This is a genomic window from Rhodococcus sp. NPDC059969, assembly GCF_042738325.1.
In the GTDB taxonomy this organism is placed as follows: domain Bacteria; phylum Actinomycetota; class Actinomycetes; order Mycobacteriales; family Mycobacteriaceae; genus Rhodococcus_F.
Genome location: NZ_JBHWUF010000001.1, coordinates 1,805,577 through 1,825,633 on the forward strand (window position 1 = coordinate 1,805,577; position 20,057 = coordinate 1,825,633).

Annotated in this window: 22 protein-coding genes; 9 read left to right on the forward strand and 13 right to left on the reverse strand. The window is 60.6% G+C overall.

The annotated features are described in order from the left end of the window. The first annotated feature begins 15 nt into the window (after nt 1–15). Nucleotides 16–453 carry a GtrA family protein gene (locus tag ACFWAD_RS08460; RefSeq protein WP_020908979.1) on the forward strand — a complete coding sequence of 146 codons (438 nt, stop codon included), beginning with the start codon at nt 16–18 and terminating at the stop codon, nt 451–453. Nucleotides 454–515: 62 nt separating this feature from the next. Then, nucleotides 516–1,286, forward strand: a complete 771-nt coding sequence (locus ACFWAD_RS08465; RefSeq protein ID WP_378531858.1) for an ABC transporter permease — start codon at nt 516–518, stop codon at nt 1,284–1,286. On the opposite strand, the gene ACFWAD_RS08470 is transcribed toward ACFWAD_RS08465, so the two are convergent. The 3 genes from ACFWAD_RS08470 to ACFWAD_RS08480 all read right to left on the reverse strand — a co-directional run bounded on the left by ACFWAD_RS08470 (nt 1,264) and on the right by ACFWAD_RS08480 (nt 4,311). Next, nucleotides 1,264–1,935 carry an NAD-dependent epimerase/dehydratase family protein gene (locus tag ACFWAD_RS08470; protein ID WP_378542759.1) on the reverse strand — a complete coding sequence of 224 codons (672 nt, stop codon included), beginning with the start codon at nt 1,933–1,935 and terminating at the stop codon, nt 1,264–1,266. The genes ACFWAD_RS08465 and ACFWAD_RS08470 overlap by 23 nt on opposite strands. Before the next feature lie 362 nt (nt 1,936–2,297). Next, nucleotides 2,298–3,779 carry a flavin-containing monooxygenase gene (locus ACFWAD_RS08475; RefSeq protein ID WP_378542761.1) on the reverse strand — a complete coding sequence of 494 codons (1,482 nt, stop codon included), beginning with the start codon at nt 3,777–3,779 and terminating at the stop codon, nt 2,298–2,300. 73 nt (nt 3,780–3,852) lie between these two features. Beyond that, nucleotides 3,853–4,311, reverse strand: coding sequence for a DUF5990 family protein (locus tag ACFWAD_RS08480; protein ID WP_378531865.1), 459 nt, complete (start codon nt 4,309–4,311; stop codon nt 3,853–3,855). Nucleotides 4,312–4,349: 38 nt separating this feature from the next. Between ACFWAD_RS08480 and ACFWAD_RS08485 the strand changes: the two genes are divergently transcribed. Continuing rightward, on the forward strand, nt 4,350–5,504 hold the full coding sequence (locus ACFWAD_RS08485) for a lipase family protein (protein WP_378542763.1): 1,155 nt from the start codon (nt 4,350–4,352) through the stop codon (nt 5,502–5,504). Nucleotides 5,505–5,540: 36 nt separating this feature from the next. Here ACFWAD_RS08485 and ACFWAD_RS08490 read toward each other — a convergent pair whose 3' ends face one another. The 5 genes from ACFWAD_RS08490 to ACFWAD_RS08510 all read right to left on the reverse strand — a co-directional run bounded on the left by ACFWAD_RS08490 (nt 5,541) and on the right by ACFWAD_RS08510 (nt 8,618). Further along, nucleotides 5,541–5,873 (reverse strand): CD225/dispanin family protein, encoded by a 333-nt coding sequence (locus ACFWAD_RS08490; RefSeq protein ID WP_003940071.1) that lies wholly within the window; start codon nt 5,871–5,873, stop codon nt 5,541–5,543. 72 nt (nt 5,874–5,945) lie between these two features. After that, nucleotides 5,946–6,473: a hemerythrin domain-containing protein gene (locus ACFWAD_RS08495; protein ID WP_378542765.1), complete on the reverse strand. Its 528-nt coding sequence runs from the start codon at nt 6,471–6,473 to the stop codon at nt 5,946–5,948. Continuing rightward, on the reverse strand, nt 6,470–7,036 hold the full coding sequence (gene msuE, locus ACFWAD_RS08500; protein ID WP_378542767.1) for an FMN reductase: 567 nt from the start codon (nt 7,034–7,036) through the stop codon (nt 6,470–6,472). Before msuE ends, ACFWAD_RS08495 begins: the two co-directional genes overlap by 4 nt. Nucleotides 7,037–7,044: 8 nt before the next feature. Beyond that, on the reverse strand, nt 7,045–8,103 hold the full coding sequence (locus ACFWAD_RS08505) for an LLM class flavin-dependent oxidoreductase (RefSeq protein ID WP_378542769.1): 1,059 nt from the start codon (nt 8,101–8,103) through the stop codon (nt 7,045–7,047). Nucleotides 8,104–8,114: 11 nt separating this feature from the next. Then, entirely contained in the window at nt 8,115–8,618 is a 504-nt protein-coding gene (locus tag ACFWAD_RS08510; protein WP_007731489.1) for a MarR family winged helix-turn-helix transcriptional regulator, read from the reverse strand. Nucleotides 8,619–8,776: 158 nt separating this feature from the next. Here ACFWAD_RS08510 and ACFWAD_RS08515 point away from each other — a divergent pair, with 158 nt between their 5' ends. Then, the gene (locus ACFWAD_RS08515; protein WP_378542772.1) at nt 8,777–10,075 is read left to right on the forward strand and encodes a DUF222 domain-containing protein; all 1,299 of its coding nucleotides are present in this window, start codon (nt 8,777–8,779) and stop codon (nt 10,073–10,075) included. A gap of 91 nt (nt 10,076–10,166) precedes the next feature. On the opposite strand, the gene ACFWAD_RS08520 is transcribed toward ACFWAD_RS08515, so the two are convergent. Continuing rightward, nucleotides 10,167–11,159 (reverse strand): GGDEF domain-containing protein, encoded by a 993-nt coding sequence (locus ACFWAD_RS08520; RefSeq protein WP_378542774.1) that lies wholly within the window; start codon nt 11,157–11,159, stop codon nt 10,167–10,169. Nucleotides 11,160–11,332: 173 nt separating this feature from the next. On the opposite strand from ACFWAD_RS08520, the gene ACFWAD_RS08525 reads away from it, so the two are divergent. Next, nucleotides 11,333–12,601, forward strand: coding sequence for a VWA domain-containing protein (locus tag ACFWAD_RS08525; RefSeq protein ID WP_378542776.1), 1,269 nt, complete (start codon nt 11,333–11,335; stop codon nt 12,599–12,601). 1 nt (nt 12,602) lies between these two features. Here ACFWAD_RS08525 and ACFWAD_RS08530 read toward each other — a convergent pair whose 3' ends face one another. From ACFWAD_RS08530 to ACFWAD_RS08545, 4 genes are all read right to left on the reverse strand, one after another. Further along, nucleotides 12,603–13,694, reverse strand: a complete 1,092-nt coding sequence (locus ACFWAD_RS08530; protein ID WP_378542778.1) for an alpha/beta fold hydrolase — start codon at nt 13,692–13,694, stop codon at nt 12,603–12,605. 146 nt (nt 13,695–13,840) lie between these two features. Further along, entirely contained in the window at nt 13,841–14,467 is a 627-nt protein-coding gene (locus ACFWAD_RS08535; protein WP_378542780.1) for a superoxide dismutase, read from the reverse strand. Beyond that, nucleotides 14,460–15,032 (reverse strand): flavin reductase family protein, encoded by a 573-nt coding sequence (locus ACFWAD_RS08540; RefSeq protein WP_378542782.1) that lies wholly within the window; start codon nt 15,030–15,032, stop codon nt 14,460–14,462. Before ACFWAD_RS08540 ends, ACFWAD_RS08535 begins: the two co-directional genes overlap by 8 nt. A gap of 104 nt (nt 15,033–15,136) precedes the next feature. Continuing rightward, the gene (locus ACFWAD_RS08545) at nt 15,137–15,982 is read right to left on the reverse strand and encodes an LLM class F420-dependent oxidoreductase (RefSeq protein WP_378542784.1); all 846 of its coding nucleotides are present in this window, start codon (nt 15,980–15,982) and stop codon (nt 15,137–15,139) included. A 176-nt stretch (nt 15,983–16,158) separates the two neighbouring features. On the opposite strand from ACFWAD_RS08545, the gene ACFWAD_RS08550 reads away from it, so the two are divergent. The 4 genes from ACFWAD_RS08550 to ACFWAD_RS08565 all read left to right on the forward strand — a co-directional run bounded on the left by ACFWAD_RS08550 (nt 16,159) and on the right by ACFWAD_RS08565 (nt 19,998). Then, nucleotides 16,159–17,007, forward strand: coding sequence for a class I SAM-dependent methyltransferase (locus tag ACFWAD_RS08550; RefSeq protein WP_378542786.1), 849 nt, complete (start codon nt 16,159–16,161; stop codon nt 17,005–17,007). A 243-nt stretch (nt 17,008–17,250) separates the two neighbouring features. Beyond that, nucleotides 17,251–18,108 (forward strand): ABC transporter permease, encoded by an 858-nt coding sequence (locus ACFWAD_RS08555; protein WP_378542788.1) that lies wholly within the window; start codon nt 17,251–17,253, stop codon nt 18,106–18,108. Then, complete coding sequence (locus ACFWAD_RS08560; protein ID WP_378542789.1) at nt 18,105–19,187, forward strand: aliphatic sulfonate ABC transporter substrate-binding protein; 1,083 nt, start codon at nt 18,105–18,107, stop codon at nt 19,185–19,187. Before ACFWAD_RS08555 ends, ACFWAD_RS08560 begins: the two co-directional genes overlap by 4 nt. Then, complete coding sequence (locus ACFWAD_RS08565) at nt 19,171–19,998, forward strand: ABC transporter ATP-binding protein (protein ID WP_378542791.1); 828 nt, start codon at nt 19,171–19,173, stop codon at nt 19,996–19,998. The genes ACFWAD_RS08560 and ACFWAD_RS08565 overlap by 17 nt, the downstream gene beginning before the upstream one ends. The last annotated feature ends 59 nt before the right edge of the window (nt 19,999–20,057 follow it).

The window sequence follows — 20,057 nt, forward strand, 5'->3', positions numbered from 1 at the left end:
AGCAATCCGATCTCGATGGTGGGTACGCGGAGCGCGGGTTTTGCGGCTACGAGGCTTCGCGCTCTTGCCGGAGACGGTGCCTTTGCCCAGCTCGTTCGTTTTGCTCTCGTCGGCGGAGCCAGCAACATTCTCTACTTCGCCGCTTTTCTGGCCCTGCGCGGTGACGGAGCGCTGGTCGCCAATGCTGTAGGTGCAGTCTTGAGCACCATTCTTGCGAACGAGCTGCATCGCCGGCTCACCTTCCACGCCGCGGATCGCGTCAACTGGTTCACTGCTCAGTGGGAAGGTGGCGGGCTCGCCCTGGTCGGTTTGATCGCCAGTTCTGCTGCCATCAGTGCGCTCGGATTCCTGTTGCCCGGTGCTGACGGGCTCCTTCAAGCGGGCCTTGTGATCGCAGTGAGCGGAATTGTCGGCGGTCTGCGGTTTGTCGCCCTTCGCGGTTGGGTTTTCTGAGCGGTTCGCGGGTTCGGATCGCGGGTTCGGATCACATTGGCTCGTAGGGAACACTGTGACCCATGAGCCTTTCGATAGCCGACTCCGGCGTCCGTTTGGCCGTGCTCTGTATTGTCATGGCGCTCGTGGCCACACTCGTCTACCGATTCGCTCGCCTCGGTAGCATTCGGATAGTTCCCGGCGCGCTCGCACGCGGCGCCCTTCAATTGGCTGCTGTTTCGTTGATCCTTGCCGCGGCATTGGCTCACATCTGGTCAGCACTCCTCGTGCTCGTCGGCATGTTCGCTGCGGCGTCGTTCACCGCTGCACGACGCTCCGGCGCAGGAACTTCCGGCGGGTGGCTGACCGTCGCGTTGGCATCGGGAATCGGTGTGGTGTTGCCACTCATGCTGCTGTCCGGAGTGGTTCCGGTCGAAGGCGTCGCTCTTGTCCCGATCGGCGGAATTGTCTTGGGCGGCGCCATGACAGCGACGTCGATGGCAGCCAAACGCGGACTCGACGCCGTCGACGATCGTTTCGGGGAAGTGGAAGCCGCACTGAGCCTGGGTTTCTCGCAACGCGATGCGCGGTGGGAAGTCGCCCGTACCGCCGCGTCCGACGCCCTGTTGCCCGGAGTCGACCAGACCCGCACCGTCGGCCTCGTGACTTTGCCCGGCGCTTTTGTCGGCGTTCTGCTTGCGACGGGGTCGGCTGTTCAGGCCGGTGCAGTACAGATTCTTGTCCTGGCTGGGCTGTTGTTGGCGCAAACCTGCGCTGTAGCTGTGGCTTTGGAACTCGTTGCGCGAGGTTTCGTATTTCGGGGAAAGGCTGTCAGGCCTGCGCGAGTTCGTTGATCTTGTCGCTGCGCAGGACACGGTCGGGAAGATCGGGAGTGTTAGCCGCGAGGGTGATCATCGCCTTGCCGATGTTCTCGCTGGTGGTAACGCCGTTGGGCCACACCTTGCGCAGGAGTGGGTAGAGAGGCACGGAAACCTGATAGAAGAGCTTGTACCACCACGTTTTCGACGGCGATCCCGGGCGCGGACGGATGAACCCCGGCCTGAGGATGTAGGCCGTGAGGGGGACTGTGAGTAGCGCGTTCTCGGTTGCGCCGCGTACTCGCTTCCACATGGTCTTGCTGGTTTCGGTGGAGTCGGCGCTTTCACCGGACACGTAGACGAAGACCATCTGCGGGTTCAAGCGCGACAGCGTTGTGGCGGCGGCAAGCGTGATGTCACGCGTGATGTGGGTGTAGTCGGCTTCGTTCATTCCTGCGGAGGACACACCGAGGCAGAAGAAGCAGGCGTCGGCACCGATCAGATCTGCTTCGATTGCCGAGTAGTCCAGTAGGTCGCGGTGAACGATGTCGACGATCTTCGGGGCAGTTGAACCGCACGAATTGCGGCCGACGGTGACGACGGTGTCGATTCGTGGATCGTCCAGGCACTCGAGCAAGACGCTGTTGCCGACCATCCCCGTTGCCCCGAAAACGATGACCTTCATTGTGACCCCCGCCGGTATTGGTTCTGCTTTCTGTGATGCGCACACTACGGAACAGTCTGAGAATCGACCGACAGCGACCACCAACTGAACGCTTGACCTGCATTTATGAGTCCATTTTGACCCGACTTGTGACTAAAGTCCCTACAAACCGGCTGGACGGTTGGCTGAAAATAGTTTTATGGACGAAGGAGTTGATGAAATACACGTTCTCGGATCGGAGTCCGCCGGTCGGATGATCGAGGCGTCGACGATCATCGTCCTGGGTGCACTCTGTGCCGTCGTCGCAGGTTCGGGCGTGTTTTTTGTTCTCGGATCGATTGGTGGATTTGCTCGACTGCTCTACTTGGTCATGCGGGCGCCGATCAACTCTTGCTCGGTACCAGTTTCGAACTTCGAACTGGCGCCTTCGAGAACGTCATGTGGTCGTTGATGCTCCCGAACGTCGAGTGAAGACGATCGAGGATGTAGTTCTGACGCATGTTCCAGGGTGACTTCGATCCCTGCTTCGGGAACTGTTCAACCGCGCGCATGACGTACCCGGACGCCAGATCCAGGATCGGACGCTGGTCCATGTCTTCGGTCGCGTGCGGCACACACTTCGCATAGCCGCGCTTGTCCATCTCGGTCAGTAGTCGGCACACGTACATCGACGTGAGATCGGCTCGCAGAGTCCACGAGGCATTGGTGTATCCGACGCACATCGCGAAGTTCGGTACGTCGCTGATCATCATCCCCTTGTAGACGTAACGATCACCGAGGGTGACGGGTTCACCGTCCACTTCGATCGACATCCCGCCGCATGCTTCCATCTTCAATCCTGTTGCAGTGACGATGATGTCGGCTTCGAGTTCGCGTCCTGATGCGAGCCGAATCCCGGTCTCGGTGAAGGTGTCGATGTGATCGGTCTCGATCGAAGCCTTGCCGGATCGGAGGGCTTTGAACAAATCGCCATCCGGTACGACGCACAAGCGCTGGTCCCAGGGATCGTAGGTGGGTGTGAAGTGGGGATCGAGTGGGATCTCTTCCGGGAGTTGACGACTGATCGCGAGGTTCAGCAGCCTCTTTGCGCGCGCCGGACTGCGTCGGCACAGTTGGTAGAAACTGAGGTTCACTACGACGCTCTTCCATCGAGCGATGCTGTGCGCGAGTTGATTCGGCAATACCTCACGGATGGTGTCCGACACCTTGTCGCTGGACGGCAGCGCCAGAATGTAGGTCGGCGATCGCTGGAGCATCGTGACGTGGCTTGCGTCCCGCGACATCGTGGGGACCAAAGTGACTGCGGTGGCGCCGCTTCCGATCACGACGACCTTCTTGTCGGAGTAATCGAGTTCTTCGGGCCAGAACTGCGGGTGCACCACCTCGCCGGCAAACGATTCGCGTCCGGGAAAGTCGGGGGTGTATCCGCCGTCGTAACTGTAGTAACCGCTGCAGAGATACAGGAAGTTGCAGGTCAGCGTTTCGTCTTCGTCGTCGGTCGTCACGGTGACTGTCCACGTCGAGTCCGCTGACGACCAGGATGCTGCCGTCACCTTCCGGTTGTACCGAATCTTCTTGTCGATCCCGTTTTCGCGAGCTGTATCGCGCACGTACCGGAGGATCGAATCACCGTCGGCAATTGCTTTGGCATCTGTCCACGGGCGAAACGGGTAGCCGAGCGTGAACATGTCGGAATCCGAACGGATACCGGGGTATTTGAAGAGGTCCCAGGTTCCGCCACTGTTCGCGCGGGCCTCGAGGATCGCGTACGACTTTCCGGGCAGTTCGGTCTGGAGTCGATACGCAGCACCGATGCCGGACAAGCCGGCGCCGACGATCAGGACATCGAGGTGTTCGGTGCTCATCAGTTCGGACTCCGTATCGATCGCGTGGTCACCCACAGAGTAGGTGTTCGTTCACCACACTACTGAACGATGCTCAGTAAGGCGAGGATGTCCACGTGATCGTCGGCGGCCGGATCGCCGCACACAGTGGTTTACCTGCGGCGTCGGTGAGTCCGAGTTCTCCGTGGAGCACGTCGGAACGGTCGGCCTCGTCAATGATGTGCTCGGGGACCGCGTCGAGCATCAGCTTTGCGCGCCGGAACATCTCGAACGTCTGGTCCTCGGATAACGTCACCCAGGACAGGTAGATGAAGCGTCCGCGCGGTGGGCCCTGGATGTACGGTCCGAGAATGTCCCAGGCATTGGGCTTTCTGTCGAGGTTCGCTGCCAATTCCCACCGCACTGTTTCGGTGTCTCCCGGTACGAGGTCGAGGATTTCGTGGGGCTTGCCCCGGCGCTGGACGCCGACGTGGATGTTGCTCCGTCCTTCGAAGGTTGCGGTTTCGGAACAATCCCGTCCGGGCAGGCTGTGACCGGTGATGATGATCTGCATATCGACATCATGCTCTGCACGGGTCGGGAGGGGTTGGCGTGGTGAGGCGTTCGGGTGGAACCTTTGTTGCGGCCGCGGTGGCGAGCATTGTGTTGTCGAGTCTTGTGGTGGTGTCAGGGGTTGCCGTGGCGACAGCGGACGAACCGGAAGTCGCGGGTGCGTTGGAATCGCACGAACTGCTCTCGGCTGCAGCCCTTCCGGTCGGTACCGGTGCAGCGGAGCGAGTTGTCTATCGGACCCTGCGAACTGCCGACAGGTGGGGAGAGTCGTCCGGGTCGGTGTTTCTACCGGAAGGTGCGCCACCGATCGGCGGCTGGCCCGTCATCTCCTACGCCCACGGAACTCTGGGCAGCGCCGATCAGTGTGCGCCGTCGTCAACCGGATTCGGTCCAGGGGAGATCGAACCGATCGAACGCTGGTTGGACCAGGGATATGCAGTTGTCGCTACCGACTACTCGGGTCTGGGCACCGACGGGGTATTGGCGTATCTCGACGGGCATGCCGCCGGCGCGAATGCCGTCGACATCGTGCGGGCCGCACACGAGTTGTACGGGAACGTGCTGAGCTCGCGGTGGATGGTCGCAGGTCTGTCCGAAGGTGGTCACGCGACATACTTCGCAGGACACGAGGCCACCTCTCGTGCACCGGAATTGGATTTCCGCGGCTCTATTGTTGTTGCAGGCCCCACACATATGGAAGGTCTGTTTCCGTTGGGTGGACCGCTGTTTCCCGACATCGGCATCACGGGATTAGTGGGGTACGCGCTGTATGTCCTGGCTGGAATCGACGATCAACGACCCGAAGAGAACATTCGTGAGGTTCTCTCGCCCCAGGGAATCGAGTGGATGGAAAAGGCGCGAACTCTGTGCGCCGGGGATCTCGGCCGACAAATTCGAACCGAGCGAATCCAGTTGAGCTCGTTGTTCTCTCGGTCGGTGTGGACGCCGCGCATGTACGACCTGTTCCGCGAGATGATGCAGGTGCCGGTCGACGGCTACGACCGTCCACTGCGCGTGGTGCAGAGCGTGTCGGACACAACGGTTCCTGTCGCCCTTACCTGGGCGCAACTGGTCGACATGCGTTCGCGGGGAACGCAGTTCGAGTATCAAGAACTCGCCGGAATCAGCCACGGTCAAACGACGGTCGCTTCGATGGACCAGACCATGGAGTTCATCGATCGATTGATGGGGTGATGTTCGGCGGTGTTGTTGTTGTTTCAGTGTGGTTGTTCAGCGCATACGTCGCGGCCCGTAATCGTGGCCACCGTTGGCGAACCACACGATTGCCGCAATCGCGTACAGGATGCAGACCAGGAGTAGTAGCCCGCCTGCGATCCACAGCGAGATTTGACCCAGTCGTTTCACTCGATCGGACGCGTACCGAGACCCGGCCACATCGCCGTCAGCCCACAGCGGATACACGTTGAAGGCGTGCGTGAAAGCGGAGAAGGAAAGCGGCCAGAAGAACAGCAGCGAGACCACTGCCCAACCCGCATTGACGGGCGGTCGAATCGGGTGCTGAGGAACGGATTGCTGGACGGTGGGTTGATCCGGGTTGGTCATGGGGGCTCCTGACATGAGGTGGCCCTTTCGACGCTACTGCGATGGAGCTGAAGAATCACTGAGCGTGCACGATCAGCCGTAATGCCAGTCGCGATCCATCCGTCGGAAGTACGGAAAGAGTGTGGCCTCCTCGAAATCGAGGTGCGACTGCATATGGTCCGCCAATTCGGAGATTGCGGCGTGTGCCCGATTGACCGTGGAGGATTCGGTGCTCAGTGCGAGCGACGCACGCTTGGCTTCCGACACGATCTCCCCGACAAGCTTGTGTTCTGCCTGCAGTCGTTCGACCGCAGGGGCCAACTCGGGAAAGTTCCTGGTCATTACCGGGAACATTCGTTGATCTTCGATGGTGTGGTGCAGAGTCAGCGTGTTGCAGTAGAAGTCGCAGTTGACCCGTAGTTGCCAGACGAAATCCGCGATCGTCAGATTGTCGATCATCTCGGGTATCCGAGTCAGATCGGCGGTTTCGTCCGACAACAGTTGCAGGGCATTCTCGAGTACCTCGATATCGGCTCGCAGAGGTTCGTGAACCTGACGTAGCTGTTCGATCATCCTCAGACCGGCAACTGTTGCCGTATTGTGCGAATGAGGGGTGTTCACGTCAGCGCAACTCGATCCCGCTCCGCGAGCATCCTCGCTACCGGCAGGACGTCCTTTGCTGCCATCTCGATACGCTCGAATACCTCGGGGTTGAGGATAGTCGTTCCGTCGAAATCACCTGAGCTGAGATAGATCCCGACAGGAGCTGTGAGCGCTTGAAAGAAGGCAAACAAGGGCCGCAGGGCATGATCCAACACGAGAGCATGGCGTTCGCTGCCACCTGTCGCGGCAAGTATCACCGGAGTGTTGGCGAGTGCGTACTGGTCGACGAGATCGAAGAAGTGCTTGAACATTCCCGTGTACGAGCCGCGGAAAACCGGTGACGCGGCGATGACGATATCCGCGGACTCGACTGCAGCCAGCGCTTCGGCGGTCACTGAGTCGACGTGATCGCGATCCAGAGCTGTCGCGAGCCCGGGAATCAGATCCACGATCTCGATGACCTGTGCGTCGATCTGCTCGAAGTCACTGGAGGTTTCGACGATCAGATCGACGAGTGCGCGAGTCTTGGAAGGCTTCTGGAGGTTGCCGACAACGGCGACAACTTTGAGTGGTGTGCTCACTGAAGTTCCTATTTCTCAGATGATTTCAACGATTCGATTTCCTTGCGCACCACGGGGGCTACTTCTGTGCCGAGGATCTCGATCGCACGCAGCATGTCCTTCTGTGGCACGTTGCCGAACCCCATCTGGATCATGATGCGGTCATGATGGAACAGTTCGTACTGCGCCATCGTCTTGTCGATGATTTCCTGCGGGCCGCCGAGGAAGAACGCACCCGCGGTGGTTGCCTGCGCTTCATATGCCCTGCGCGGCATGGGAACTCCGTTTCCGCGCTGATGATGATTCTGCATCCACCCGGCCTGGAAGTACGGGTACGACGTGTCGAGTGCTGTTTGCTTCGAGGTATCGACAAATCCTGGCGAAGCAATCGAGACAGCCAGTTTCTTCGGATCGTGTCCGAACTCCGCTGCAGCCCTGCGGTATAGATCGACGAACGGTTCGAACTGTTGGTAACTTCCACCGATGATGGCCAGTGAGAGGGGCAGGCCCAGTTTCGCGGCACGGACGACAGAGGCCGGAGTACCTCCGACTGCGATCCACACCGGAATCTGACGGTCCGGGCGGGGCGTCACGTCACCGTCGATCAGTGGTGGGCGAAGTTGTCCTTCCCAGTTGATCGGGTTCTCGTCGCGCAGCTTCAGTAGTAGATCAAGCTTTTCGGCGAAGAGTTCGTTGTACTGGGACAAGTCGTACCCGAAGAGCGGAAATGACTCCGTGTACGAACCTCGGCCGGCAATGATCTCGGCACGGCCTTCGGAAAGCAGGTCGACTGTCGCGAACTGTTGGAACACACGTACGGGATCGTCGGAACTGAGTACGGTTACGGCGCTGGACAGCTTGATGTTGTCGGTAGCCTGAGCCATTGCCGCGAGCACAACTGCAGGGGCTGAGACTGCGAAGTCGGTGCGATGGTGCTCGCCGACGCCGAAGACATCGAGTCCAACCTGATCGGCAACGGTTGCCTGCTCCACCAAATGACGAAGGTGGACACCGGGATTCATCATCGCGCCGGTAGTGGGATCTGGGGTGAGTTCACCGAAATGGTAGACGCCCAATTCGAAAGCCATATTGTTTCTCGCTATCTGTTCGTGGGGGTGATGGAAAGTTGTTCTACGTGCGCATCGCATGCGCCGCCTTGATTCGTGTGATGTGTGGCAAGTCGGGAGAAGAAGCGTTCGAGTACCGGAAGCTCCTCGGTTTCAATGAGATCGGAGAAGTATTCGGCGATCCCTCGCGTGTGTATGGCGGACGCTTTTCGAAGCGTCTTCTTGCCCGCAGGCGTCATCGATACCGTCACGACGCGTCGATCGTTGTCCGGTCTAACGCGCTCCACTAATCCGGCCTCGACCAATCGATCGACGACGCGCGTCACGCCACTGGTGGTGACCAGGACCAGTTCGGCCAGATCGCCCATTCGGATCGTATTTCCCGGAGCTTCGTGCAGTCGGAGCAGAACGTCGTACTGGCCAAGGGTGAGTCCGGTGGTGGTTCGAAGGTCCGCCTCCATCTTGCCGAGGATGACGCTGTGGGAGACGACGAGGTCGCGCCACACACGACCACGTACGTGTTCATCAGTTGTCATCGGTGACCCCCTCCATTTATTTGCGACCGCAAGTATTGCTTACTCAAATAATACGCGTGCGACGGTCGAACTATTCCCTGCTCTTATTTGCGCTGGTAGCAAGGGATTGACTCGAACGCGTGTTCGAGTATGATTTGAGGAGGGGATCGGGGGATTCAATGAGCGTCTTGTTGTCGGATGTGGTTTCGGGTTCTGCGGTGGGGTTACGCGGACGCCTGTGGCAGTTGTCTGCCGCGGAGTTGCGTGAGGCCGCGGTGTCGGCCAGTGCGGAGATTCTGCGGCTGGAAGCCGTGCGGGTGGCGGTGGTGGACGAACTGTCGATGCGCCCGGATGATGAGGTGATCGCGTCCCGCGGGGTGGGGGCGTGGTTGGCGGCGAACACGATGCTGCAGGTTCGGGACGGGAAGAAGATCGCCGCCCTTGGTGCGGCGCTGCGGCCGTTTCCGGCGGTAGCGGCTCGGTTCGATGTTGGGGATTGCTCGTTCGATCATGCCGTCTTGATCGTGACGTTCTGTGAATCCCCGCCGAAGGGGATGCCGGAGGAAGCACTCCCTCGCTGCATCGACTTGTTGCTCGCAGCTGCGTCGGGTGTGGAGGCGACGACAACGAAGGTGCGGCACGTCATCGCGACCTTGGAGCGGGTGTTCGAGTCCGATGAGATTCCACCTGCCGAAGATGTCGACCAGAACGAGCTTCGGATCGCCTCGACACTTAATGGTCGGGTGGTGGTGCGGGGTGATTTCGACGCTCTCACCGGCGAAATGCTGTTATCGGCGTTGTCGAATCTGACGATGCCGACCCCGGCGCCGGACGGAACCCCCGACGCTCGGTCGGCGGCGAAGCGGACGGCGGACGGGTTCACCGAACTGATCCGCCGGTATCTGGACTGCGCCAAGACCGGTGCCGATGGTGGGCAGCGTCCGCATGTGAATGTGCACATCAACGCCCGTGATCTCGCCGAGCATCGGGACTGCGCCGCTACGCCTTCTGATGGTGAAGAGTCTCGGTCGGATCTTGATGTCGGGCACATGCCATGGCTCGGGCCGCTGTCGGTGTCGCAGACCAGGCTTCTGGGGTGCGATTGTTTCCTGTCGACTGTTCTACTCGACGCTCACGGCACACCGTTGGATGCGAGACCCGGAAAACGTCTGGTCACTGCCGAACAGAGAGTGGCGTTGATTGCCCGCGACAAGGGCTGCGCGTTCCCGGGGTGTTCATGCGTACCGGCGTGGACGGATGCGCACCATATTAAGCACTGGGCCAACGGCGGCCCGACAGTGATCAACAACCTGGTCCTGCTGTGCCGCTCGCACCACCGGTTGATGCACCGCAAATCCGGGTTCGTCGGAAAATGGGAAATCCGAATCGGCGTCGACAACAAACCGTGGTTCATCCCGCCAGCCTCGATCGACCCCGGGCAGCACCCCAGGCCGGCGAACACCACCTTCAAAACCTGAGAACAGTTTCTCAGGCACAACAGAACACAGCCGAGCACCGCATCGAAGGGATCCCTCCGATGCGGTGCCGAGAGGCCGTGGCGGAGTCGAATCAGCGGTTCGAGCGCTTCTGTCGGTACATCTCGGCATCAGCCGCATCCCAAGTCTCGGAGAGACTCTGGGACATCGAAAAGTCAGCCCGCCCGACCGAACAGCGCACCTCGGCTAGCCGGAAGGACTTCTCCAAACGCTCGATCAGGTAGTCGACAGCGTGTGGTTGTGTGTCGGACAAGGCGATTCCGAACTCGTCGCCGCCCAACCGCGAAACTACGGCGCCCGGGTACGCGCACGCTGCCAGGATTTCACCGGCCCGTTGGACGTACTCGTCGCCGGCGGCGTGACCGAGTTCGTCGTTGATGGTCTTCATGCCGTCGAGATCAACGATGATGATCGATCCAGGATCGGCGAATTGCCGGTATCGCGTTTGTTCGGCTTCGAGGAAGCGGTTCCATCCACGACGATTGAGAAGGCCGGTCAACGGGTCGGTCTCCGCGTCGAGTTGCGCAGTTTCGGCCAGACGAACCGACTGCGCACGCTGATAGTCGACGTCGAGAATGGTTCCGAGAAGCCGGCACAGGAGCGTGAGTAGCGCTTCGTTGTCCTCGAGAACAGAATCGCCCGGGGTCGGGTCGGCGCCACACAGCGTTCCGAAGAGGCTGCCGTCGCTGTGCAGAATCGGAATGCTCACGTAGGCGCCAATTCCTTCCCACCTGTCATCTCGGGAAAGCGCGGGCACGAGTTCTCGGTTGGACGAGACCGGTGGCGCATTTCCGCAGACGACCTCGCTGCACATGGTGTCTTGCCATGCGCGTGTCTCGCCGACTTCGATGTGAAGGGGGTTGGGTGAAACGGTCAGAAACACCTGGTTCGACCCGTCGAATCGCGTGATCGACCAGAGTGCCAACGGGAGGTGGTCGTCGAGATAAGAGACGATCGAGCGACTTGCTTGGTCGAAATTCGTCAATGGCGGAAGTATCGGCATTGAGGGAAGTGGCAACGACGGGAATGTCATCGGCGGGATGGTGCGCGCCTGACCGTGCGACATCGTTTACCTCCTGATCGACAGTCCGATTCTGTCGACCTGCAGGCTCTTGGTCCCGTGTACGACATATCTCCCTCGAACAGTCTGCCTCGAGAATCCCGACGATTGCTGAAAGTGTGCTGTGATTCTTCTGACCGCCGGGCCGGCAATCGGAAGCGGCCAGCTAATCTTCCGGTATGGAGCTGGCGCGTGGGGCGAACACAGTCATTGACGGAACTTCATTGAAAGTGGCGGTGAGCGGTAGCGCCCCGGGCACGGTGGATCTGATGGTGTTCCAGCTCGATGATCGCAACAAAGTGCGCGATGACGCGGATTTCATCTTCTTCAATCAGCCGGTCTCACCCGAAGGCGCGGTGCGCTTGGAGTCCGGCGGCGTCATCGAAATCGACATCGCAAGGGTGCCCGCTGACATTCACCAGCTGAGTGTTGCCGTGGCGTTGGATGCGGCGGCAAACGGAACCCTTTCTTCAGTCCGTGACATGGGCGTCGTGGTGGAGCAGGCCGGTTCCGTCGCGGTTGTGGCTCCGGCTTTGGGTCTGACGACAGAGAGAGCGGCGGTCCTCGTCGAGATCTATCGCCGCGGCGCGGGGTGGAAGCTGCGCAACGTGTCAGCTGGCTGGGACAGCGGATTGGCAGATCTGGTAACAGCATTCGGCGTTTCTGTCGACGAGGAACCGCAGACCCAACCTGCCGGGTCCGCTGAATCGGTAGACGGAATTCGGAGCGTGCCTGACGAGGCGAAACTCTCGATGGTGAAGCGGGAGAAACTGGACCTCCGAAAACGTGAGGTGGCCAAGGTCCTGCTGACCAAGGGTGGCAACGGAATTCGTGCGCGAGTGGTTCTGGTGATCGACAAAACAGGCAGCATGGCCAAGCAGTACCGCACCAGGGTGGTTCACCGCGTTGTCGAACGCATGGTCCCCGTTGCGATCCAACTCGATGACGACGGCAAACTCGAGCCTTACTTGTATGCAGTCAGCTTCATCAAGCTTCCCGAGATCTCCGTGCATGATGCGGAAGAGTGGTCTGACACCTACCTGCACTTACGCGGTTCGCATGGCGGTTTCAACTACGACAAGATCGGCGCCGCGAATCGTGAAGTGCCGATCATGACAGAGATACTCTCCGGCCTGACCCGTGGTTCGGCCCCTACGCTTGTCCTGTTCTTCACCGACGGCGGCTTCAGTGAGCGCAAGGAAATCACGAAACTGATGCGCGAAGCGTCTGGGCTTCCGGCCTTTTGGCAGTTCGTCGGAATCGGCAAGGCCAACTACGGAGTGCTGGAGAAGCTCGACGACCTCGACGGCAGGGTAGTCGACAATGCCGGATTCTTCGCGCTGGACGACATCGACACCGTCGACGACGCGCAGCTGTACACCCGTTTGCTGAGTGAGTTCCCGGATTGGCACAAGGCGGCTGTGGCGGCAGGCATCACGAAGCCGTGACTCAGCTGGTCGAAACCAGCTGCGGTGCATTCTCTTTCAAGAACTCGTCGATGAAAGTCCAGGTGGAATCTCGCGCGGTGGGACCGGCAACGAGACCGAGGTGACTGCCCGGTGCCTTTTCGAATCGAACTGACGGCGCTCCGGTGAGGACCGAGGTGATCGCCTCTACCGAAGCGATGGGTGCGATCACGTCAGTGGCGCCGCCGATCGCGAGAACGGGGACGTTCAGTACGGACAGCTTGATCTCACGTCCGGCAAGTGTGATGGCGTCGTTGTAAAGTCCGTTGCCGAGCATGAGTTGTTCGCAGATCTGCTGAAACGCCTTGCCGGGGTATCCAGGCATTGCCGCCATGAACTTGTCGATCGACTCCATGCGAGCCAGCATCTCGGTGTCGTGGAGGTTACGCACGATGAACCACGGCTTGAGGACTTCACGCTGCAAAGCCGTCACCTTGTAGCTCGCCTGAACGAGGGGAGCGGGTAGTCCGCCGACGAGATTGGTCGCGGACGTGAGTGGCGTGTCACCGGTGTATTTGCCGATCAGCCTCAAGGGGCTGATGGCGGGAATTTTCGTGTAGTCGATCGGTGTGCCGATCGCGGTGATCGACGCGATCGGAAGGTCGGGGTGCGCGGAGCTCGTGAGTAGAGACATGGTTCCGCCGAGACTCCACCCGATCACGGAAACGGCAGCGCCGTCATGCAGATCCGATATGGAGCGGATCGCTTCGGGGATGATGTCGTCGACCCAGGCCTCGAATCCCATTCCGCGGTCGGAGTACCGCATGGTTCCGTAGTCGAGAAGATAGGGAGTGTTGCCGCCTCCGAGTAGGTGGGCGGCGAGGCTCTGGCCTGGACGAAGGTCGTAGCAATCGGCGGAAACTGCGAGGGGCGGCACGAGAAGAACCGGGTTGCCCTTCGGTGTCCACAATGCACCGAAGCGATATAGATCGCGGTGTGGACCTTCGCTGATCAGCACGGACGGGGTGCGTTCGGCCTTCTCGACGCCGTCGCCGAACGAGAGTCCCCACGCGTTGCGCGCTGCGGTGTCCAGCGTCGGACGCCACGTCGCGATCAAGCCACTGATATCCAGCACTGGTTCCCCTCGGAGTCGAATCGGCTGACGGCCGAGACGGCCGCGCTGGGTGTATGTTACCTGCCTTCACATACATCGACGTCTGGGGTGCAGAAACCCAGCTCGGCAACGGAGCCACCGTGCCGAGCTGGGTTGATCGGTAGTAATCAAGCCGGGACGATCAAGCCCGTCGCGGCAGTGGCCGTTGCGTAGCGCTGTGCGACGTCTTCCCAGTTGATGACATTCCAGTAGGCCTTCACGTAGTCGGCCTTGACGTTCTTGTACTGCAGGTAGAACGCGTGCTCCCACATGTCGAGCATGAGCAGCGGAACGATGCCGATGCTGATGTTGCCTTGCTGATCGGTGAGCTGCTCGATGACCAGTCGCTTCCCGATCGTGTCGTAGGCGAGCACCGCCCAGCCGGATCCCTGCAAAGTGGTTGCTACAGCGGAGAAGTGGTTGACGAATGCGTCGAAGGAGCCGAAGTGCTCGTCGATCGCAGCCGCCAACTCGCCCTCCGGCCGCTCACCGCCGTTGGGGGAGAGGTTCTTCCAGAAGATGGAGTGATTGGTGTGTCCGCCGAGGTGAAAGGCGAGGTTCTTGCTGAGTAGCGGTGCCTTCGCGGTAATCGTGCCGTTTTCACGGGCAGCAGCCAACTGCTCGATTGCGCTGTTGGCGCCCGCCACGTAGGTGGCGTGGTGCTTGCTGTGGTGCAGTTCCATGATCTCGCCGGAGATATGGGGCTCGAGAGCGGCGTAGTCGTAATCCAGCTCGGGGAGAACGTATTCAGTCATGTGACGTGCCTTCCTTTGAGGAGATGTTGTGAGGGGACAGGTTTCTGTAGGTTCGATCGTGATAGACCAGTGGCTCCGAAACCTGCTGCGGATCGATGACGTCGACTACGCGCGCGGTGACAATCACTGCGGAGCCACACGTTGTGGCATTCAAGGGAACTGCGCGCAGGGCATGGCCCGTCTCATGCAGGAACGGTTCACCGGTCGGCAGCAACGACCAAGGCATGTCGTCCCCGAAGCGCACGGCGCCGCGGGTCGCGAACGTGGCAGCCAGTCGTTCGTTTGCCGAATTTGCCAGGTGAACAACAAAACTGCGGGCGCAAGCAATGACTCTGGCAGAACCTCGCAACGACTGCAGCGAGAACGCCAGAACTGCTGGATCGGCGCTGATCGAGATCAACGACGACGACGTGATGCCGGCCGGGCCGTCGTCGCCCGTTGCCGTGATGATCGAGACGCCGGCGGGATGGTTCCGGAACGCCTCGACGAAGGAGCTCCGGATGGACAGCTCCGAATCAACGGGGCTGTCCGAAACAGATTGGGTGCCAACCAGTTTTGTGGTCACTCCTCGCCCCTCTTCTGCCTCGGTTTTTCTGTCGTTGCACTGTCTTGTGCAATACCGACGTTAAAACCTCGAGTGCAGTTGAGGTCAAGGTGCTGTGGGCTACCTCACCGTCCGAGCTTGGTTGCCAGACGTTCCATGTATCCGACAACCTCTTCGGGGCTCTTGTCCGGAGTGCCGAACATTGCTTCGGTGACACCGATGTCGGCCCAGTGGGCGAGCTTCTCCGGGTCGGGTTTGCCTGCCAGGACTGTTATTTCAGGCTCGCCAACCCTACCTGCTTCGGCCCAGATCTTTCGAAGCAGTTCTACGTTTCCGTCGATCTCCTGCTCGATGGGTGTGGTGATCCAGCCGTCGGCGGACTTGGCGATCCACTTGAAGGTCTTCTCGTTGCCGCCACCTCCCAGGAGGATGGGTGGACGGGGTTTCTGAACAGGCTTGGGCCAGGCCCAACTTGGCCCGTACTTCACGAATTTGCCGTCGTACGAGGCTTCTTCCTTCGACCACAGTTCTCCCATGGCTTCGAGGTACTCGCGGAGTGCGGTCCGGCGCTTGTTCGGCGGTACGCCGTGGTCTGCGAGTTCCTCTGCATTCCAGCCGAATCCGACGCCGAAAACCACGCGGCCGTCGGAAAGGTGGTCCAGCGATGCGATGGTTTTCGCGAGAGTGATCGGATCGTGCTCGAGGGGGAGAGCGACGGACGTACCCAACCGGATGGTGCTCGTGACCGACGCCGCGGTACCCAGGGCGACCCAGGGGTCGAGTGTGCGCATGTAACGGTCGTCGGGCAATTCGGCCGACTGGGTTCCGGGGTGATCGGAATCCCGCGACACTGGGATGTGAGTGTGCTCCGGAACGTAGAAGGCGTCGAATCCATTCGCCTCGGCAGCCTTTGCCGCCTCGGCGGGGCGGAAGCCGCGATCACTGGTGAACAGGCTGAGTCCGTAGCGCACTGGTTCTCCTTCGATGGTCCGTCGAAAAACTGTAACCTGTTGCAGGATCCTTCGGATAGGTTTCCGGCCGAGTTAAATCGATTGCCGACGTGACCGAGGTCGTGGTGAACTCATGCGGACTTGTGAGGTTGTGGGCCGGATAGGTTGCGGCCGAGAGGTTGGACAAGGTGGGCACCGTGGATGCAGTGGAGATGAATCGGTTGTCGTGGAATGCGGCGACCGTCGCTCACAACAGCCACAAGGGAGACCAGGCACAGTTCTTTCGCAACGGCGGGTCGACCCTGTTTCCGGAAGAAGTGGCGCTGCTCGGCGAGATCGACGGCTCCTCGATTCTTCATCTGCAATGCAATTCCGGTCAGGATTCGTTGAGTTTGGCGGCCCTCGGTGCCAACGTGACCGGCGTCGACCTCTCGGATTCTGCGATCGACTTCGCCCGAACCTTGTCCACGGAATCCGGCATTGCCGCCGAGTTCGAGCGAGCGGATGTATCTGGATGGCTCCGCGAAGCCGCCGCCGCCCGGAGAAAGTTCGACCGAGTCTTTTCTTCCTACGGAACGGTGATCTGGTTACCCGATCTCGACGAGTGGGCAGAGGGGATTGCCGGTGTTCTGGCGCCTGACGGTCGATTCGTTCTGGTGGAGTTTCATCCATTTGCCATGTGTTTCGACGAGAAGTGGTCGCTGACATACCCGTACGGAGGCGGGACACCCGTGACCGAACCCCGCGGCGTGGGCGACTACGTGGCAGATTCAGTCGATCTTGTCTTGCCGGGCGCTCACGGAGGCGGAGTCGAGAACTTTGAAAATCCCTTCCCCTCATGTGAATTCAACTGGTCCACTTCTGAGGTGCTAGGAGCTTTGCGGCGTGCCGGATTGACGCTCGAGTCCTTCGACGAGTACCCGTACGCCAACGGCTGGCAAGGATTCGAGGAGATGACCGAACTCGGCGGCAAGCGCTGGGGAGTCCCGGCCGGACGTGCCGAGCTGCCGCTGATGTATTCGCTGTCCGTTCGCTTGGCAGGCTGACGCCTATTTCCCCCGCATTTGCGGGTAATTGACGACACAGGTACTAATTACCCCCATGCCCACGACGCCACTGACACGACGCATCGCCGTCGACCTGTGCCGTCTTGGTGCCCACTGCTGTTGCTGTTGATTCCTTCCGACTCTCCTGAGTGAGAATGGCGCCTCCCTGTGTGCCTTCGCCCCTGCGTATGCACTCGTAGCTGCATATGTGCCGGAATTTCCGCACGTCGAGGAAGAACAGCGATGTCGACTTCTGTCGAAGCAAAAGAACCAACACCGGTCTCGGAATCGAACCGTGAGCCGCGCCGGCCGTGGGCTTCGAGTGTGACCACCGTGGGGCTGCCAGTGCTCTCGGTGATCGCATTCGTGGCGCTGTGGCAGGTTGCGGCAGCCAGCGGGACCTGGAGTGAGACCTTCGTGCCGTTTCCGAGCACGGTCTGGCATGCCTTCGTCAACACGATGACCACGCATGACGGAGTGCGGGGCTACCAGGGGTATTTGCTCTGGGAGCACCTCTACATGACCCTGCGACGCGTGCTGGTCGGTGTGATCATCGGCGTCGGATTGGGCGTCATCCTCGGCTTGGCCATGGGATCGGTGTCATGGCTGCGGAGCCTGCTCGAACCGTGGTTGACGTTCCTGCGCGCACTGCCGCCCTTGGCATATTTCTTCCTGCTGGTGATCTGGCTGGGAATCGACGAGGCGCCGAAGATTACATTGCTGGCGCTCGCTGCGCTCCCGCCGGCAGCAGTGGCCACGACAGCTGCTGTCGTCGCGGCGCCCGTGGGGCTGGTCGAAGCGGCCAGGGCATTGGGAGCTTCACGGGCACAAGTGATCCGAGATGTGGTCGTCCCGTCGGCGTTGCCGGAAACTTTCACGGGCATTCGACTGTCGGTGGGTATGGCGTACTCGTCGGTGGTCGCAGCCGAACTGTTCAACGGCATCCCTGGAATCGGCGGAATGGTCAAGGATGCAAGCAATTACAACAATACGCCGGTTGTGCTGGTGGGGATCTTCGCCATCGGATTCTCCGGCCTGATCATCGACGGACTGCTGCGGGCCGCAGAGCGCCGCGCCGTTCCCTGGAGGGGAAAAGTATGACTGACAATCAGAAACACGCCAGCAGCAACCTGAAGTACAGCGAGGGAAAGGTTTCCCGGACGGCGTTCACGGTGCTGATCGGCGTCCTCGCCCTCGTTCTCGGCGCGTGCTCGGTGGATCATTCCGGCCAGGATTCGTCCAAGGAAACGATACGCATTGCCTACCAGTCCTTCCCGAGCGGCGATTTGATAGTCAAGAACAACCGTTGGCTCGAAGACGCTCTGCCCGAGTACAACGTGAAGTGGACGAAGTTCGATTCGGGAGCCGATATCAACACCGCCTTCATTGCCGGTGAAATCGACTTCGGTGCAATCGGTTCGAGTCCGGTTGCTCGTGGACTCTCGGCACCGCTGAACATTCCGTACCAGGTTGCGTTTGTTCTCGATGTGGCCGGTGACAACGAAGCTCTGGTGGCCCGCAACGCAACCGGAATCAAGACGGTGGCAGATCTGCGGGGCAAGAAAGTGGCCACGGCATTCGCGTCGACCGCTCACTACAGTCTGCTGGCGGCTCTGAACCAGGCCGGACTCAGCGCAGATGACGTCCAGTTGGTGGATCTCCAGCCGCAAGCATCACTCGCCGCCTGGCAGCGAGGTGACATCGACGCCGTCTACACCTGGCTGCCTACGCTCGACGAACTCCGCAAGGACGGAACACAGTTGATCGCCAGCCGCGAGCTGGCGACGGCGGGAAAGCCGACGCTGGACCTGGGTGTGGTGTCGACCGCATTTGCGAAGGATCACCCCGAGATCGTCGACACCTGGCGGCAGGTTCAGGCCCGCGCGCTCACGACGATCGCCACTGACCCGAACGCGGCAGCGGAAGCTGTTGCCGCGCAATTGGGCGCCTCCAAGGAAGACGCGGCAGCGCAGCTGAAGCAGGGTGTGTTCCTCACTCCCGAGCAGATCTCCTCGCCGGAATGGCTGGGCACCGAAGGCGCTCCCGGAAATTTGGCAGTGAACCTGCAGAGTGCAGCGCAATTCCTGGCCGAGCAGAAGCAGATCGACAGTGTGCCTGATCTGACGGTGTTTCAGAATGCTCTCTATGTGAAGGGGCTTCCCGATGTCCTTGACCAGTAGCGTGACCGCACAGCAGGCGGTCGGAGGGTTCGCAGCCGACCGCCCGGGGGCGATCAGAATCGACACCGTCTCACACAAATACGGCCACGGCCGAGAGTCCGTAACGGCGCTCGGACCGGTATCGATCGACGTCGCACCTGGTGAGTTCCTGGTCCTCGTCGGAGCGTCGGGTTGCGGCAAGAGCACCTTGCTGCGGTTGATTGCGGGATTCGAAAACCCATCCAGCGGAACGGTTCAGGTGTCGGGATCCGACCCGATCCCCGGGTCGAGTGCGGGAGTGGTGTTTCAGCAGCCGCGGCTCTTCCCGTGGAAGTCCGTCGGCGGCAATATCGATCTGGCACTCAAATACGCCGGCGTTGCGAAGAGCGACCGCGGGCAAAGACGCGACGAACTCCTCGACCGCGTCGGGCTGGGCGGCACTGCGGACCGGCGAATCTGGGAGATCTCCGGCGGGCAGCAGCAGCGGGTGGCAATTGCCCGGGCCTTGGCAGCCGAAACGTCGTTGCTTCTGTTGGACGAGCCCTTTGCCGCGCTGGACGCCCTCACCCGCGAGCGTCTGCAGGAGGACCTCCGCAACGTCAGCGCCGAGTCCGGGCGAACGAGTGTCTTCGTCACTCACAGCGCCGACGAGGCAGCATTTCTCGGCTCAAGGGTGGTGGTCCTGACAAGCAGGCCGGGCAAGGTCGCGCTCGATCTGAAAATCGATCTGCCACGAACAGGCGTCGACCCTGACGAGCTCCGCGGCTCACCCGAATATGCGGCATTCCGAGCCGAAGTCGGCCACGCCGTCAAGGTTGCCGCTGCAGCGTAGGTACCCTGCGCGTCGACTACCAGGCGACCGCGTCGATAATAGGAAGGAGAACGTGCAGG